The sequence below is a fragment of the Mucilaginibacter sp. CAU 1740 genome (assembly GCF_039839285.1).
Lineage (GTDB): Bacteria > Bacteroidota > Bacteroidia > Sphingobacteriales > Sphingobacteriaceae > Mucilaginibacter.
This window is the reverse complement of record NZ_JBDOQS010000001.1, coordinates 21730-38369: the sequence shown is the minus strand read 5'-3', so window position 1 is coordinate 38369 and position 16640 is coordinate 21730. Positions and strand designations below refer to the sequence as shown.

At 43.5% G+C, this 16640-nt stretch carries 14 protein-coding genes; 9 read left to right on the top strand and 5 right to left on the bottom strand.

Features of this window, described 5'->3' with window-relative positions; all coding sequences use genetic code 11:
* Window positions 1-50 precede the first annotated feature (50 nt).
* Window positions 51-1175 (bottom strand): aspartyl protease family protein, encoded by a 1125-nt coding sequence (locus AAFN85_RS00165; protein ID WP_347524732.1) that lies wholly within the window; start codon window positions 1173-1175, stop codon window positions 51-53.
* Between the two features lie 308 nt (window positions 1176-1483).
* Here AAFN85_RS00165 and AAFN85_RS00160 point away from each other — a divergent pair, with 308 nt between their 5' ends.
* On the top strand, window positions 1484-2686 hold the full coding sequence (locus tag AAFN85_RS00160; protein ID WP_347524730.1) for a D-alanyl-D-alanine carboxypeptidase: 1203 nt from the start codon (window positions 1484-1486) through the stop codon (window positions 2684-2686).
* 188 nt (window positions 2687-2874) lie between these two features.
* Here the strand turns inward: AAFN85_RS00160 and AAFN85_RS00155 are convergent, their stop codons facing one another.
* From AAFN85_RS00155 to AAFN85_RS00145, 3 genes are all read right to left on the bottom strand, one after another.
* Entirely contained in the window at window positions 2875-3642 is a 768-nt protein-coding gene (locus AAFN85_RS00155; RefSeq protein ID WP_347524728.1) for an exodeoxyribonuclease III, read from the bottom strand.
* A gap of 146 nt (window positions 3643-3788) precedes the next feature.
* Complete coding sequence (locus tag AAFN85_RS00150; RefSeq protein WP_347524726.1) at window positions 3789-4499, bottom strand: peptidylprolyl isomerase; 711 nt, start codon at window positions 4497-4499, stop codon at window positions 3789-3791.
* A gap of 224 nt (window positions 4500-4723) precedes the next feature.
* Window positions 4724-5071: a hypothetical protein gene (locus AAFN85_RS00145; protein ID WP_347525750.1), complete on the bottom strand. Its 348-nt coding sequence runs from the start codon at window positions 5069-5071 to the stop codon at window positions 4724-4726.
* Window positions 5072-5285: 214 nt separating this feature from the next.
* On the opposite strand from AAFN85_RS00145, the gene AAFN85_RS00140 reads away from it, so the two are divergent.
* The 7 genes from AAFN85_RS00140 (at window position 5286) to AAFN85_RS00110 (ending at window position 13157) form a co-directional block, all read left to right on the top strand.
* Window positions 5286-5609, top strand: coding sequence for a hypothetical protein (locus AAFN85_RS00140; protein WP_347524724.1), 324 nt, complete (start codon window positions 5286-5288; stop codon window positions 5607-5609).
* 72 nt (window positions 5610-5681) lie between these two features.
* Window positions 5682-8204, top strand: coding sequence for a TonB-dependent receptor (locus AAFN85_RS00135; protein WP_347524722.1), 2523 nt, complete (start codon window positions 5682-5684; stop codon window positions 8202-8204).
* Window positions 8205-8374: 170 nt separating this feature from the next.
* The gene (locus AAFN85_RS00130) at window positions 8375-9352 is read left to right on the top strand and encodes an alpha/beta hydrolase (RefSeq protein WP_347524720.1); all 978 of its coding nucleotides are present in this window, start codon (window positions 8375-8377) and stop codon (window positions 9350-9352) included.
* 148 nt (window positions 9353-9500) lie between these two features.
* Entirely contained in the window at window positions 9501-9917 is a 417-nt protein-coding gene (gene tsaE, locus AAFN85_RS00125; RefSeq protein WP_347524718.1) for a tRNA (adenosine(37)-N6)-threonylcarbamoyltransferase complex ATPase subunit type 1 TsaE, read from the top strand.
* Window positions 9918-9970: 53 nt separating this feature from the next.
* A complete protein-coding gene (locus tag AAFN85_RS00120; RefSeq protein WP_347524716.1) occupies window positions 9971-11197 on the top strand; it encodes an alanine dehydrogenase in 1227 nt (408 codons plus the stop codon).
* 3 nt (window positions 11198-11200) lie between these two features.
* The gene (locus tag AAFN85_RS00115) at window positions 11201-11881 is read left to right on the top strand and encodes a M15 family metallopeptidase (protein ID WP_347524714.1); all 681 of its coding nucleotides are present in this window, start codon (window positions 11201-11203) and stop codon (window positions 11879-11881) included.
* 244 nt (window positions 11882-12125) lie between these two features.
* On the top strand, window positions 12126-13157 hold the full coding sequence (locus tag AAFN85_RS00110; protein ID WP_347524712.1) for a YihY/virulence factor BrkB family protein: 1032 nt from the start codon (window positions 12126-12128) through the stop codon (window positions 13155-13157).
* Between the two features lie 97 nt (window positions 13158-13254).
* Here the strand turns inward: AAFN85_RS00110 and AAFN85_RS00105 are convergent, their stop codons facing one another.
* Window positions 13255-14808: a bifunctional response regulator/alkaline phosphatase family protein gene (locus AAFN85_RS00105; protein ID WP_347524711.1), complete on the bottom strand. Its 1554-nt coding sequence runs from the start codon at window positions 14806-14808 to the stop codon at window positions 13255-13257.
* Window positions 14809-15086: 278 nt separating this feature from the next.
* Between AAFN85_RS00105 and AAFN85_RS00100 the strand changes: the two genes are divergently transcribed.
* Window positions 15087-16319 (top strand): HD domain-containing protein, encoded by a 1233-nt coding sequence (locus AAFN85_RS00100; RefSeq protein WP_347524709.1) that lies wholly within the window; start codon window positions 15087-15089, stop codon window positions 16317-16319.
* Window positions 16320-16640 lie beyond the last annotated feature (321 nt).

Genomic DNA, 16640 nt, shown 5'->3' with positions numbered 1-16640 from the left:
TTTTTTAGGATAAGACGTTTTATCAGCAAGAAAATTACAAGTATTATTAATTATATGCGACGTTTTAAAGTAAGTACCACTTTGTCAACCCGTTTTTCGTGGTAGACATCCAATAACAGGCTTCGGTCATCTTTGGATTTGAACATTTCGTCAATTTGTTGCAAAGTCATTTTTGATACAGGCTTAAAATTTATGGCAATGATCTCATCATCCCGTTCAAGGCCAACTTCATCGGCTGCCGAACCCGGTTCAACGCGGCTTATCACAATCCGGTCGTAATTATCGCCTGCGGCATAGTATTCCAGTCCGCTCATATCATGCTCAAAAGGTTCGTTATAGGTTGAGCCTTGTTTCAGGTACAGTACGCTATCCGGGTAGTCAAATATTACAGTGAATCTTTTCAAAATACCTGTGCCCAGGTTGCCATCGCGCTTTACCGATACGTTGCCTTGATTGTTGTCGTCATTAGGAAAGGAAGCAAGTACCTTTTTTATCCTGAATTTACCGAGATCAAACTCTTCAAGCCTGCTTATAAAACCATTAATTGGTCCGTTAAGGCCGATACCAAGATTGGCAGATGAGATGAATTTTTGAGGCAGCCCGTAGTTTTTGATGTATCGTTCGATAGATACAGGATGCCCGGCACCCAGATCAACCACCAGTTTGGTTTTAAATGGTGCTATGCCTGGCATAATAGCTTTTGCATCAATGTAGGGTTTCCTGTCTTCAATGCTCATAGGTATTTTGCTGCTGCGGCGCATGGGTTTCAGATCTTTTGGGCGGCAAACGGTAACTGTGCTGTCCTGAAAATCGATTTTTACAGCCATGTTATTAAAAAACTCATAACCAAGCAGGCCGTGTATAGGCATGCCCGCATATCCCGAAAGGTTAAAAACATCTTTTTTAAGTATGGCCGCGGCAATATCATAACTTACCAATCCCGGAATATCAACAGCTAAGTTAGAGGTAACATATGCTTCAGAATCTTCGCCCTCGCCAAGACCAGGTATTTTTAAGGTACGTTTGTTGGGAATGCTGATCGAATCGACTAATTTGGGATCGGTGATGATCATGAGGCCTACCCCGGTATCCAAAATAAAGTTAAAGGGGCCTTTATCGTTGATCTTGAGTTTGATGATCAAAAGGTTGCGCTCCAGCCTGAACGGGATATTCACCTTTTTTTTATTAACAGCAAGATCAAAGTACTGGGCCCTAACCGTATTGGCGAAGCAAAATGTTAATATAATTGCAAGCCACAATGCCCCGGATCGGCGTAAAATATAATATAGCTTGTGTAACAAAGTGGTTATAGTTGGTATATTAAATTTACGACATTTATTTGTTAAATAAATATTTTATTATGCGAAAACCAACTATTTCATTTCTGTTAATCATTTGTGTTTTAAGTGTATTCCATGATAGTATTTATGCCCGTTCGATAAAAAAAAGAAAGGTTAAAAAGCTTTTTAAGCACTCAAAAATTGTGAACGATCATTTTACGGGTTTCGCCCTGTATGATATCGACGAACAAAAAATGATCTATGAGCTTAATGCCGATAAATATTTTACTCCTGCATCCAACACCAAGCTTTTTACTTTTTATACCTGCCTCAAAATGCTGGGCGATAGTATCCCCGCCTTACGCTACCAAACCCGCGGCGATTCGCTAATATTTTGGGGAACCGGCGACCCATCTTTTTTACATAGTGATCTGAAAGGTGTAAGTGGTCTTAACTTTTTAAAAAGCAGTAATAAACAATTGTTTTATTCGCCCGGCAATTATACCGGCGAACTTTTTGGCCCCGGCTGGGGATGGGACGATTATAACGATTATTACCAGGCCGAAATAACCGCCCTCCCCATTGAAGATAACGTGGCCCAATTATATGCCGATCATGATGGCAACATGCAGGTAAAACCTTATTATTTAAAGCGGTTTTTAAATGCTGATATCAATTATCACCCCGCAAAGTTTAAAGTAAAACGCGACCTGTTAACCAATAACTTTATTTACCCTGCCGAGGAGATCCCACCGGGCTACAAGCAGGAAATTCCGTGGAAAACCAGTTTGCAACTCACCATGGCCTTGCTGCAGGATACTTTAAAAAAACAGGTATCATTATTGCAAACGCCAATGCCTGCCGATGTCAAAACTATTTACAACGCCAATGCCGATTCAGTTTATCGCCGTATGCTGCAACCGAGTGATAATTTTATTGCCGAACAGTTGCTGTTGGTATGCTCGTCGGTAAAGTTTGGAACGTTGAATATCGATTCGGTGATCAACTATGCCAAAGCTAATTTGCTGAATGATTTGCCGGATGCGCCACAATGGGTGGATGGCTCGGGCCTGTCGCGCTATAATTTATTTACACCGAGGGATATGGTGGCCTTGCTTTTGAAAATACACGATGAGGTTAAAGATGATAGCCTGCTACACAGTATGATGCCCATTGGCGGTGTGGCCGGTACTATTAAAAATGCTTACAAAACCGATAACGGGCAGCCCTTTGTTTGGGCAAAAACAGGCTCGTTAAGTAATAATCATAACCAAAGCGGTTACATCGTTACCAGGAAGGGCAAGCGGTTGGCCTTTGCGTTTATGAATAATAATTTTGTGAGGCCGAGTAGAGAAGTGCGGGATGAGATGGTGCGGATCATGACTTATATTCATGAGGAGTTTTAAGGGTGATAACTCTTCAACGAAATACCCCAATTGTCATTTCGACGAACGCGCGATGGACTGTGAATTGGGGTGAGGAGAAATCTTGTACGCCATGCAAGCCTCTTTGCACGGCGTACAAGATTTCTCTTTCGCCCCGACGCTCTATCCTCCCCCTGCTCTATCGAAATGACAATTTTTAAAGAAAGAGTTTAAAACTCCAACTCCAACAACACCGGGCAATGATCCGAATGCTTGGCCTCCGGTAAAATAGCCGCCCTGCGGATATTGGCCTCCAATGGCGTGCTGGCCATGGCATAATCAATACGCCAGCCTAAGTTTTTACCTCGTGCCCCGGCGCGAAAACTCCACCAGGTATAATTATGAGGTTCTTTATTAACGTGGCGGAAGGTATCTATAAAACCACCTTCAACAAAATTCTCCATCCATTCGCGCTCTTCGGGCAAAAAGCCTGATGAGTTGGCGTTTGATTTTGGGTTATGGATATCGATAGCCTTATGGCAGATATTATAATCGCCGCAAACTACCAGGTTTGGGATAGTTACTTTTAATAAAGTAAGGTATTTGCCAAACTCATCTAAAAAACGGTATTTAAAAACCTGGCGTTCATCGCCGCTCGAGCCTGATGGGAAGTATACACTCATCACCGATACCTCATCAAAATCAACCCGGATGCAACGGCCTTCACGGTCAAAATCTGGGATGCCGCAACCGTACTCAATATGTTTAGGAAGGATTTTGGTAAAAATGGCTGTGCCACTGTAGCCCTTTTTTTCGGCCGGGAACCAGTAGTGTTGGTAGCCCATAGCATCAACCAAACCAAGATCTGTCAGTACATCGGGTGTTGCTTTTATTTCCTGTAAACAAACAACATCGGCATCGGTAGCTTGTAGCCAGGCCAGCCAACCTTTGCTGATGGCCGAGCGGATGCCGTTAACATTATAAGTGATTATTTTCATGTGTCCCTACCCCTAAAAAGAGGCCTTTTTTTGCAATATTAATGAATATACCAACTGCCGCGGGTTTAGCGATAGCGTAACCCGTGGTTACAAACGGTGTAAGTTTATAACTTACACTCCTCTACGCTACCCATGCGCCCGTTTTTTTATTTTTTCTGCGGATAAAGTATTTTATCCAACTGCTTGCACTCCCGTTTGCTTAACAACTCTACAGTCATCGGCACATCAGCAAGCGGACGGTCGTTCCCGTCCTTTTTAACGGCGGCTATCCTATCTACCATATCAATGCCGGTAATTACCTCACCAAATACCGTGTAGTTTTGATCAAGATGCGGTACACCTCCTACTGTTTTATAATATTCACGCTGTGAAGCAGGAATCTTGCGACCCTTTAACCTTGTATTCTCCAAAGTGTCCAGCTTACCATCCGTAAAACGTTTACCTTCAGTAACGTAAAACTGGCAACCACTTGATGCCTTGGTAGGGTTTTCATCGCGGGCGGCAGCTAATACGCCGCGTTTGTGGAACAGGCTATCGCGAAATTCGGCAGGGACGGTATAACCCACATCGCCGTTACCCAACTCTGCACCGGGTTTTGCTTTTGCCGGATCTTTCGAATCCGGGTCGCCGCCCTGGATCATGAAGTTTTGGATTACCCTATGGAACAATGTGCCATTAAAAAAGCCTTTTTTTGTAAGCTTGATAAAGTTGTCGCGGTGCAAAGGAGTTTCGTTATACAAACGGATAATGCAATCGCCATAAGTAGTATGGATACGCACATACTGGTTTTTAGGCTTACTCGCAAAGGCGGCGGTGAGCGTTAATAATAGGATGCTTAAGGTAAAAAGTTTCTTCATATGGTTTTGTCTGAACCGTAATTTATCGAATTTATGAATTTTCGGAATTTTGTTGGAGAGGATTCGGCTTCTCCTGAACGCTTCAAAATCGGGTGTCATGCTGAGCGCGTCGAAGCATGGTGGGTGGGGCCTCTGCGCACGACTCTTCGACAAGCTCAGAGTGACAGGCTTGCCCACAGATACAACCACTCGTCTAATCAACCCAATCAACCATTCACCCAAACTTAAATAACCCCCAACTCCTCAAAATAAGCAATAATGAGCGATTTCATCGTCATCTCCTGCTCAAGCAAGGTGTAGTTTGGGATAACTTTAACGCGTTTCCAATGTGGCCAGCCATCCTGGTCAAGTCCTTCCAGTTCGTAAAAGCCCATCATGCTGAATAGCCGGCAGGTGGCAATATGCATCAGCTCTTCCTTTTGGCGTTTGCTGAACTTGCGTGGCCCCTGCCCCAATTCCTGCACTCCTATTAAAAACAGCATCACTTTAATGTCGGGCTTTTCGTTATCAAAATCCTCGGCAATATGTTGCTGTAATATGTCCCATTTTTTATTGATCTCGGCAGGTGTCATAGGTTGCAAAGATAGGTTGTTGGTCATTAAGTCATTTGGTCATTAGGTCATTTTTTCTTTTGAAGGGATATTTAAACCCGAGATCAGATACGCTATCCAATGACTTAATGACCCAATGAAACAATGACTCTTCAATATAATTGTTACAATGTTGCATTAATATTCCCGTTTTAATACTTACTTTTGCTTTATCCCGTTTAATAGGGTGTTGACTGTGAATAAAAAACGCCTACATATCGTATTCGCGTGGCTGCTACTGCTTAGCTTTGTAGTTGGGCAATACGCTGTTTATTCGCACCAGCACGCGCTTATTAAGGGAATTACCAAACACAGCCATATAGCCTCCGACAGGCAAACGGTTAAAGAAAAATGTTTACTGTGCGACGCCATGCAGCATACCGATGCCGTGGTTGTTACCAATAACTTATTTTTAATACCCCTCGTACCTTCTACCCATGTTTTTAAGCAAGGCGATTACAATTTTGTAAGCATCGCGCTTATCCTCGCGGCTGGCCGCGCACCTCCTGTGTTAGTTTAACTATCCTGTTTAAATTTTTCTGAATAACGCCACTCAAAGAGGGGGCATTTATCTATTTCTTAAGTTTTCGTCATGAAATTAAAGCTAATTAGCTTCGCTATATTATTGTTTTTGTCCGCTCAATTTGTCGCGCTTGCGGACGGCGCCACGCGTACCGTAAAAAATAAAGTTATTGAAGAGGCGGCCGGTACGCTTTCGGGTACTATAACCGATAAGGCCGATGGAAAACCAATTATTGGTGCAACTGTAAATATTCCCGATCTGCGTAAAGGAACTATTACCGATGTAAACGGTAAATACAGCTTCAGTACAGTACCCAAAGGTGTTTTCCTGGTGCAGGTTACTTATTTAGGTTACCTGACCGTTACCCAGAGGGTTGATTTTTCAAAAACAAACGTATATGATGTAAAAATGCAAACATCATCGCTCGAGGCAGGTGAGGTTGTAGTTACAGGGGTAAGCAAAGCCACCGAAATAAAACGTAGCCCGGTACCTATGCTGGCCGTTGGCAAAGCATATCTGGAGCAGCGTGCTGCATCGGGCAATGTTATTGACCAGATAGCTACATTGCCTGGTGTTAGCGCCGTTACTACTGGGCCTAATGTATCTAAACCATTTATCCATGGGTTGGGTTATAACCGGGTAATTACGTTACAAGATGGTATCCGCCAGGAAGGCCAGCAATGGGGCGATGAGCATGGTATTGAGGTTGATCAAAATTCGATAGACCGTGTTGAGGTGATCAAAGGTCCGGCAAGTTTAAGCTATGGTTCTGATGCGATAGGTGGTGTTGTAAACCTGATCTCACCGGCACCTGTTCCCGAAGGAAAAATATTAGGTTCGGTTCAGGGCTTATATGGTACCAACCAGGGCCTATATAATGGTTCGTTCAGGTTGCAGGGTAATCAAAACGGACTGGTTTGGGGTACCGTGGTATCGGCTAAAGGCAGCAAGGATTATCAAAACGAGCACGATGGTCGTGTATATGGAACCAACTACCGCGAAAAAGACGCCCGCGTAATGGTTGGCCTTAACAAATCGTGGGGATATTCATACCTGCATGCATCAGTGTTTGATGATGAACAATCCATTCCTGACGGTAGCCGTGATTCGATTACACGTAAGTTTACGCAGCAAGTTGTAGAAGACGGCGACGCTTTTAGACCTATTGTGCCAAACTCGGTTTTAAACTCCTATAAAATACCAACCCTGCATCAGCATGTACAACTTTACCGTATCTACAACAATAGTAATTTTATTTTAGGCAACGGTAACCTTGCGGTTAACCTGGGCTTCCAGTATAGCCACCGTCGCGAATACACGCACCCCGAGGATGGTGATATAGCCGGACTTAACCTGCACCTGGCTACCTATACTTATGATGTTAAATACAACTTTAATATAGGTAACGATTACGAAACAACCTTTGGCATTAACGGGCAGTATGGCAACAATACCATTGGCGATGCTACCGATTTTCCTATCCCTGCCTATCATCAATTTGATGTAGGTCCGTTTTTTGTGATCAAAAAGAGTTATGGTAAATTAGATGTTTCGGCAGGTGCAAGGTATGATACCCGTTCGTTCTCGAACGCTGCAGCTTATGTTGATACTTTGGGCGCCAAAGGATATCCGCAATTGTACACCGGCAGCAATCCAGAAACTGCAGCTAACGTTACCAAGCAGTTTGATGCCTTCAACAAACGCTTCAGCGGATTTTCGGGCAGCTTCGGCGCTACATATAATGTGTCTGACGCGTTCCTGATCAAGGGTAATATTTCACGCGGTTTCAGGGCACCAAGTATTGCCGAGATTTCGGCCAACGGCCCGGATCCAGGCTCGCAGATCTATCATATTGGCGATAAAAACTTTAAACCTGAGTTTAGCTTGCAGGAAGATATCGGTACGTTTTTAACACTGCCAAATATTTCGGCCAGTATTGAGGTATTTAATAATAACCTGAGTAACTACATTTATCAACAACAGGTTTTAGCTGCCGATGGCAGCCCGGTTTATACACAGGGTTATACAACTTTTACCTATGTGCAAAGCAGAGCACGCATTTATGGCGGCGAGGCAAGTGTTGATTTGCACCCAATTTCGTGGTTGCATTTTGAAAACGCGCTTAGCTTAACTTACGGCCAAAACAAAGGTAACGGTGGCCCAGTTGCGGATAGCCTGAAATACCTGCCATTTATACCACCGTTGCACCTTCACTCGGAGCTTCGCGGAACATTTAACGGAGGCTTCGGCAAGCTGAAAAGCCTGTACGCGTTTGTTGGCTTTGACCACTACAGTGCGCAAGACCGCTTCTTCGCCGCTTACGGAACTGAGACTTACACGGCAGGATACAATTTGCTAAGCGCTGGTTTTGGCGGCAACATTGTAAACAAGGCCGGTCAGCCGGTTATTAAGCTTTTTGTTGAAGGAACGAATCTTGCCAATGTTAACTATCAATCAAACATGAGCAGGCTTAAATATTTTGATAATCCTACTGTACCGGATGGCGTGCGCCCGGGTATCTTTAACATGGGCCGCAACATTAGCTTTAAAGTTGTTGTACCGTTTGGGTTTAACACCAACAAAAAATCCTGATCTGATTTAAGTTATATTATATAAAGAGCTTCGCCGTAAGGCGGGGCTTTTTTGTTGAAAGGAGGACTGGGCGGGCCTTCTCCTGTGAATATCATCGTCACCTCTCCGTCAAACTCCCCCTTTAGGGTTCCGGGGGGCAAACATTTCATCCTCCATCCTGTATTTTCCATATGCGTAAATTATTAACACTATTCATCATCCTATCGGTAAGTATAATCGCCCGTGCACAATCAGATACCCTATCCATTACGCTCGAAAACATAAAATACCCCTACCCGGTAGGTTTTCTGCCGGTAAAGATTGAAGGACAGGACCTGCGTATGGCCTATATGGATGTGAAGCCAGCCAATCCCAACGGCAAAACAGTGATGCTTTTTCACGGTAAAAACTTTGGCGGTTATTATTGGACAGATGTGATCCGGGCGATGACTAACAAAGGCTACCGCGTGGTGGTGCCCGATCAACTTGGCTTCGGCAAATCATCAAAGGCTTTTATTCATTACAGTTTTCATCAGCTGGCGCGGATAAATAAAACTTTGTTGGATAGCCTCGGCATACAAAAAATAACTTTGATGGGCCATTCGATGGGCGGGATGCTGGCTACCCGTTTTACATTGATGTATCCTGATAAGGTTGAAAAGCTGCTGTTAGAAGATCCCATCGGTTTAGAAGATTACCGCACTTTTGTTCCCTACAACAGTGCCGACGATGATTACAAAGCCGAACTGAAAACCAGTTTTGCCAGCGTAAAAAAATATTATGAAAACTCTTACTTCACCACCTGGAAGCCTGAATATGATTACCTCGTTAAAATAGGTGCAGGCGTAACTCAAAGTGCTGATTTTCCCCGGTACGCTAAAGTAGCGGCTCTCACTTTTGAGATGATCTATGAGCAACCGGTATGTTATGAGTTCGGGCTGATCAAAGTGTCAACGGTGCTGTTTACCGGTAAGGAAGATAAAACCATAGTTGGCAAAGCACTACTGAGCGACGAAGAAAAAGCCAAACACGGGCAATACAAAATATTAGGCCCTGAAACAGCTAAAAAGATTCCCGGCTGCAAATTGATAGAGTTTGACAATTGCGGGCACATTCCGCACATTGAAGCTAAGGAGCAATTTTTGAAAGCTTTGCTGGCTAATATTTAATTTGAGTATTTTTGAATAGATTAAATATATAAAAAACACGTCATTGCAAGGCACGAAGCAATCCCCGAGTAGCAGAGTAGCTGAGCAGATCCGCCCTGTATAGTTTGGGATTGCTTCGTACCTCGCAATGACGTAAGGAAATATTATCGTGCAACTATCAGTTAATACATTAGCCCAGCTACCGGAAGCCGCCAAAACCATCTTAGATAATTCGGCGGGGAATAAGATCTTTTTATTTTATGGCGATATGGGTGCCGGAAAAACTACGCTTATCAAAACCCTGTGCGAAGAAATGGGGATTGATGAACCAGCCACCAGTCCTACGTTTTCTATCGTTAATGAATACATCGGTAGGGATAGCCGGATTTTTCATTTCGATTTTTATCGCCTTAAAACACAAACCGAAGCTTTGGATATGGGCTATGAGGAATATTTTTACAGCGGAGCCTATTGCTTTATTGAATGGCCCGAAAAAATACCAGACCTGCTGCCCGATCATTATACAACCGTGAGTATCAAGGTTGGTGATGATAACTCAAGGCTCATCAGCATCCAAAACAATTAGTTCCATCATCCGGCTATTTTTAGTATCTTCATCAGCCTTTTAAAAAATACATCATGAGTTCAGGGATCATTAGCGGGTTTTCGGATATTGCCAAACAGGCAATGATGCAACCCCAGGAGTCGTTGCTTGAGGTAAAATCTAAGAAGAACAAATTATACATCGGCATCCCCAAAGAGGTTTCCTTCCAGGAAAACCGGGTGCCGTTAACCCCCCTTTCGGTAGCCTTGCTGGTTAATAACGGGCATGAGATATTGCTTGAAAGCAATGCCGGGCAGGCAGCCAATTTTTCGGATAAGGACTATGCCGATCAGGGTGGGCAGATCATTTACGATACCAAAAAAGTTTACGAGGCCGATATCATCATTAAAATAGCGCCGCCAACCCTGCAGGAAATTGAGTTGATGAAGCCGGGGCAGTTATTGATATCAACTCTGCAAATGGCAACGTTGAAAGCGGAAAGTATTCAGGCTTTAATGGCCAAGAAGATCACGGCGCTTAGTTTTGAGCATTTACGGGATGAGGGTAATATCCTTACTGTTGTACGTGCCATGAGCGAAATAGTAGGGGCTACATCCATCCTCATCGCCGCCGAATATCTGAGTAATGTTTTTGAAGGCAAAGGCCTGATGTTAGGCGGGATCACCGGTGTCCCTCCTACCGAAATTGTAATTTTAGGTGCTGGTACCGTAGGCGAATATGCTGCCCGTACGGCTATATCATTAGGTGCCGAAGTAAAAGTTTTCGATCCATCGATATATAAACTTCGTCGCTTGCAGAATAATATTGGTAGCCGGGTATTTACCTCGGTTGTGCAGCCTATTGTTTTAGAAAAAGCTATTACCACTTGCGATGTAGCCATTGGTGCCCTCCGTGCCGAAGATGGTCGCAGTCCATGTATTATTTCCGAAACAACGGTAAGCAACATGAAGCGCGATTCGGTGATCATCGACGTAAGTATCGACCAGGGCGGTTGCTTCGAAACATCCGAAGTAACTAACCATACCCACCCGGTTTTTCGCAAGTATGATGTGATCCATTATTGCGTGCCTAACATCGCCTCGCGCGTGGCCCGTACCGCAACTTACGCGCTTACCAATATCTTTGCACCTATTTTGCTGGATATTGGCGAGCATGGCGGTATCAAAAACGTGATCTGGGAAAAGTCAGGCGTACGTAATGCGGTTTATATTTACCAGGGACAACTCACCAATAAACACATCGGCGACAGGTTTTCCATTCCCTGCAAAGATCTCGACCTGCTCATCGTATCGCATCGTTAACGTATGAACAGGTATTTATTACTGTTAATATTGATTTTTTGTGGGATGGGTGTACAAGCCCAGCATTACAAATACATCGATAGTACAAAAATCAGCAATATTGCCCGGTATAAAGTACAGGTAAAGGCCAACCTGGATAAGCAGCTTGTCGAAATAAAAAAATATATCCCGCAAATTTCGCTGGATATCCGATACGCCACCACCAACAATTTTATGCACCGCCGCATGTACACTGTTGCCAAAGCATATGCCCGGCTGCCGGTAGTAAAAGCCCTGCAACAGGTTGAGGCTGAACTTAAGACTCAAAACTTAGGACTTAAAATTTACGATGCCTACCGCCCCTACTCTGTTACGGTAGATTTTTACGAAAAAACGCCCGATACCAATTTTGTGGCCAACCCGCGTTTAGGATCCAAGCACAACCGGGGCTGTGCAATCGACCTATCGTTGATCAACCTTAAAACAGGGAAAGAACTGGATATGCCTACACCTTTTGATAGTTTTAGCCGTAAAGCTTCGGCTAATTACCCCAACTTATCACCATTGCAGATCAGTAATCGCGAGTTGCTTAAAGCTGTAATGGCCAAATACGGCTTCAGGGTACTCTCTACTGAGTGGTGGCATTATGATTTTAATGGATGGGGCGACTATGAACTACTTGATGTGCCGTTGCAGAAACTTTGAATGACAATAACAGAACGATTAAAAGCGTAGGGCCGCGCGATTCCCTCCCTTGGGAGGGTGTAGTGAGGGGTTTATACGCCTCGCATATCCGTTAGCAAATCGTATAACCCCTCCCTGTCACTACACAGCCTATCGCGCCCCTCCCTCGGGAGGGAATGAAAAAAATCAATCTCTTAATCTGCAAAAGGCATCAATATTGCTTAACAATCAATAAAACATCATTAACACCCTATAAAAAGCAAGTATGAAGTTTTTCAGCAAGGACTACTTTAAACAATTATGGAAGATACTACTGGCTTCCTTTACCGGTTTCTCTAAGGATAATGGCTTAAAGCTGAGCGCCTCACTGGCCTATTATACCGTTTTTTCTATAGCCCCGCTGCTCATCATCGTAATGTCGGTAGCCGGGTTGGTATTTAAACAAGACGCGGTTACCAATAAACTTTACCCGGAAATTGTTAGATACGTTGGTCCGGAGCCGGCAGCTCAAATTCAGGATGCTTTGAAGCACCTCGCGCTTTCGGGTAAATCGGGCATGGCTGTAATAATAGGGGTTGGTACCCTGTTATTGGGTGCGAGCAGTATTTTTATCGAGATCCAGGATTCGCTTAATATTATCTGGAGAGTAAAAGCAAGGCCCAAAAGTGGCTGGTTGCAGTTGTTGAGGAATAGGTTTGTATCTTTTTCTTTGATCATTAGCCTTGGGTTTTTACTGTTGGCTTCATTGATTATAAATATCGTTATCCAGGCGATACAAGACCAAGTCCAGCGCTTTTTACCTGGTATCGACTCGGTAACGCAGATCTTGGTGAAAGGCCTTAACCTTGGTATCACCTTGGTGATCATCACAACGCTTTTTAGTATCATATTTAAATTTCTACCCGATGTAAGGATCAAATGGCGCGATGTGCGTAGTGGTTCGATTTTTACTGCTATCCTGTTTATGTTGGGGCAGTACATCATCGGTTTGTACATTCATTATACAGCTCAAGGCTCAGCTTACGGGGCTGCTGGTTCGATCATTGTTATTTTGGTTTGGATCTATTATACATCGGCCATATTATACATAGGTGCCGAGTTTACCCAGGTTTACGCCGAGGCCAGTGGTAGTCATATCGAACCGGCATCATACGCGGTGCACATCCAGCAAACCGAGGTTGAACATAAGGTAAGCGTATTGCCTGCGCAAAATCCGCAGTTGCAGGGTAATTTGAAAAAGGTGGAGGCGAAGCAGAAAGCCGAAGAGGCGAAGAAAGAGGAAGAGAAGAAGGGATAATATTTATATATAAAGGAAAACGCCATTGCAAATACAAATTTGCAATGGCGTTTTCCTTTATATCCAGACTTACGAAGTTTTTAAAACTTCGTAAGTCTTATTTAGGCCCGTAAGTAACGATAGGCACAATCATTTCCTCTAACGAAATACCCCCATGCTGGAAGGTCTCATTATAGAAATTAACAAAGTGGTTATAGTTATTCGGGTACACAAAGTAGCTATCCTCTTTAGCGAACACAAAGCTTGAGCTGATGTGCAACCTTGGCAACATGGCATCGTGCGGGTTGCGGATGTGGAATACCTCTTTAGCGTTATAGTTTAAGTTTTTACCTTGTTTATAGCGCAGGTTGGTGTTGGTATTACGATCACCTACAATTTTGCTTGGGTTTTTTACGCGGATGGTACCGTGATCGGTAGTGATCACTACGCGTACCTGTTTCTGGGCTAAAAACTTTAACAGATCAAACAGCGGCGAATGCTCGAACCACGATAGGGTTAACGAGCGATAAGCAGCATCATCACTTGCTAATTCTCGGATCATCTGCATATCTGTACGGGCATGTGATAGCATATCCACAAAGTTATACACCACTACGTTCAGCTCATTGTTCATGAGGTTGTTTACCGATTCGTTCAGTGCGCGGCCTTCGTCAATATTCAGAATTTTGTGGTATGAATGTTTGCAATCTTTACGGAGTACACGTTTCAAGTGATCGGCTAAAAACTCTGCTTCGTAAAGGTTTTTGCCGCCTTCATCTTCGTCATTTTGCCACATGCTCGGGTAGCGTTTTTCCATATCCAAAGGCATAAGGCCTGAGAAAATGGCGTTACGGGCGTATTGCGTTGCAGTAGGCAGGATGCTGTAATAAGTGTCCTCCTCTTCTAATCTAAAATATTCAGAAATGATCGGGTTTATGATCTTGAATTGATCATAACGCAGGTTATCAATCAAAATAAAGAAAACCGGGCCCTTGCCATCCAGCTTAGGGAATACCTTCTTTTTAAACAGCTGAATTGACGATGTTGGTGCCAGATCCGGGTTTTTGATCCAGTTTAAATAGTTGCGCTCCACAAACTTGCAAAACTGCATGTTAGCTTCGGCTTTTTGCAGGGTCAGGATCTCGTGCATACCGGCATCTTCGAGCTTTTCGAGTTCAAGCTCCCAGTAGATCAGTTTTTTATAAACATCAACCCATTCCTGGTGGCTCAGGTTGTCGTTAAGCGTCATGCCCAGGGTACGGAAATCCATCTGGTAGGCCATGGTAGTTTTCTCGGTAACCAGGCGTTTGTTTTCGGTAAGCTTTTTAATGGTAAGCAATATCTGCTTAGGGTGCACCGGCTTGATCAGGTAATCATCTATCTTCGAACCGATGGCATCTTCCATCAAATACTCTTCCTCGTTTTTGGTGATGAGTACGATAGGCACATCGTTATTGATGTTTTTGATCTGCTGCAGCGTTTCCAGACCGGTAATGCCGGGCATGTTCTCATCTAAAAAAACAAGATCGTAGTAGTTGCTCTTGAACGAATCGATGGCGTCGTAGCCATTGGTAACGGTGGTTACTTTATAGCCCTTTTCGCCTAAGAAAAGTATATGTGGTCGTAGCAGGTCAATTTCGTCATCGGCCCACAAAATGGTGGTGTCTTGCATGGTATATGTATATGTTAAGGTTGTCTGAACTGGAATTTGGGGGAATTAAACGAATTTATCGAATTTTAGCTCATCTGGTGTACAGAAATCTGTCTTAAATTCTGGTAATTTTTTAATTCGAAAAATTCGAGTTCAGACAAATTCGAAAATTCTGATTCTGACATTAAACCCCAAAGAGAGGCTTTTGTTGTTACACAGTAAAGGTATTAACAAAATTTAACAAAGCTGATGGGGTTATTTTACCTTTGTTTTACATTTTTGCACTTATAACAGCAACATTGAATAAAAAGAAAATAATTAACGATCCGGTTTACGGCTTTATCACCATCCCAACCGAACTGATTTTCGATTTGATTGCACACCCGTATTTTCAACGGTTGCGGTATATCAAACAGTTGGGCATGACCCACCTGGTTTATCCCGGCGCTTTACATACCCGCTTTCATCACGCTTTAGGGGCCATGTATTTAATGGATACCGCGCTGGAAACCCTGCGCGGCAAGGGACATAATATTACCGCCGAAGAGGAAGAAGCCGTTACCATAGCCATTTTATTGCACGATATTGGCCACGGCCCGTTCTCGCATGCTTTAGAAAACACTATTATTGATGGCATAGCCCACGAAGATATTTCATCAATGCTGATGAACAAGCTTAACGATGAGTTTGAAGGTAAGCTTACCATGGCTATCAGCATTTTTAACGCTACTTATCCACGTAAATTTTTACACCACCTGGTATCGAGCCAACTGGATATGGACAGGTTGGATTACCTGAACCGTGATAGCTTTTTCACTGGCGTATCTGAAGGAGTGATCAGCTCAGAGCGTATTATCAAAATGCTGAACGTGAAGGACGATCATGTGGTGGTTGATGAAAAAGGTATTTACTCGATAGAGAAGTTTTTGATAGCCCGCCGCCTGATGTACTGGCAGGTATATCTGCATAAAACCGTAATTGCAGGCGAGGAAGTACTAACCAAGATCTTTAAACGCGGCCGTAAGCTGATTGCCGATGGCGAAGAATTATTTGCTACCCCTGCCCTAATGCACTTTTTAAAAAACCGCATCAGCCGTGATGCTTTTATGAACGAGGATCATCATTTGGAAACTTTTGCCAGTCTGGATGATACCGATATTATGGCTTCGGTAAAAGTATGGGCATCGCACCCGGATTTTGTGCTTTCAACACTTTGCAAAAACTTGGTACAGCGCAATTTGTTCAGGGTTGATATTACAAACGAGTGCCCGGATGAGGCTTTTGTAGAGCAATTGCGCCAAAAAGCCATTGAAAAATATGGTATCAGTTACGATGATGCGGCTGCGTATTTTGTGTTCACCACATCAATTCGTAATAATGCCTACAGCCCAGGTGATGGTAATATCGGCATATTGATGAAAAATGGACAGGTAAAGGATATAGCAGAGGCCAGCGATAATTCGAACCTGGTGGCATTGGCCAAAACGGTTAAGAAACATATATTATGTTATAATAAGGAGTTGTTGAATTAAGAGGTTTTTCACCGAATAGCTGTTATGGATAAATGTCTGGAATGTGCGTCGGCCGCGTTAGGGATTGTAGTGGAAAGCCCGCAGCGTGCGATGGAATTGCGGGGAGGAAAAGCGAGGACTTGGAGCGGAAAGCTCGGGCCGCAGGCAACGCCCATATTATTAATTGAATAACGAAAAATACAATTAATGATCAATAGCTTACAACCATATTATTATAGGGCACGAAGTAACCGCACTGATGCATGGTCTCTCTGTAGAGTATGCGATTGCCACGCTACGCTCGCAATGACATTTTAGGTACATTGATTTTAAAATAGAAAA

Coding starts and splice junctions, on each gene's coding strand:
- AAFN85_RS00145 (WP_347525750.1), bottom strand. CDS start 5,071: ATGACACCTGCCGAGATCAATAAAAAATGGGACATATTACAGCAACAT.
- AAFN85_RS00120 (WP_347524716.1), top strand. CDS start 9,971: ATGAGTTCAGGGATCATTAGCGGGTTTTCGGATATTGCCAAACAGGCA.
- AAFN85_RS00135 (WP_347524722.1), top strand. CDS start 5,682: ATGAAATTAAAGCTAATTAGCTTCGCTATATTATTGTTTTTGTCCGCT.
- AAFN85_RS00150 (WP_347524726.1), bottom strand. CDS start 4,499: ATGAAGAAACTTTTTACCTTAAGCATCCTATTATTAACGCTCACCGCC.
- AAFN85_RS00130 (WP_347524720.1), top strand. CDS start 8,375: ATGCGTAAATTATTAACACTATTCATCATCCTATCGGTAAGTATAATC.
- AAFN85_RS00105 (WP_347524711.1), bottom strand. CDS start 14,808: ATGCAAGACACCACCATTTTGTGGGCCGATGACGAAATTGACCTGCTA.
- AAFN85_RS00110 (WP_347524712.1), top strand. CDS start 12,126: ATGAAGTTTTTCAGCAAGGACTACTTTAAACAATTATGGAAGATACTA.
- AAFN85_RS00155 (WP_347524728.1), bottom strand. CDS start 3,642: ATGAAAATAATCACTTATAATGTTAACGGCATCCGCTCGGCCATCAGC.
- AAFN85_RS00115 (WP_347524714.1), top strand. CDS start 11,201: ATGAACAGGTATTTATTACTGTTAATATTGATTTTTTGTGGGATGGGT.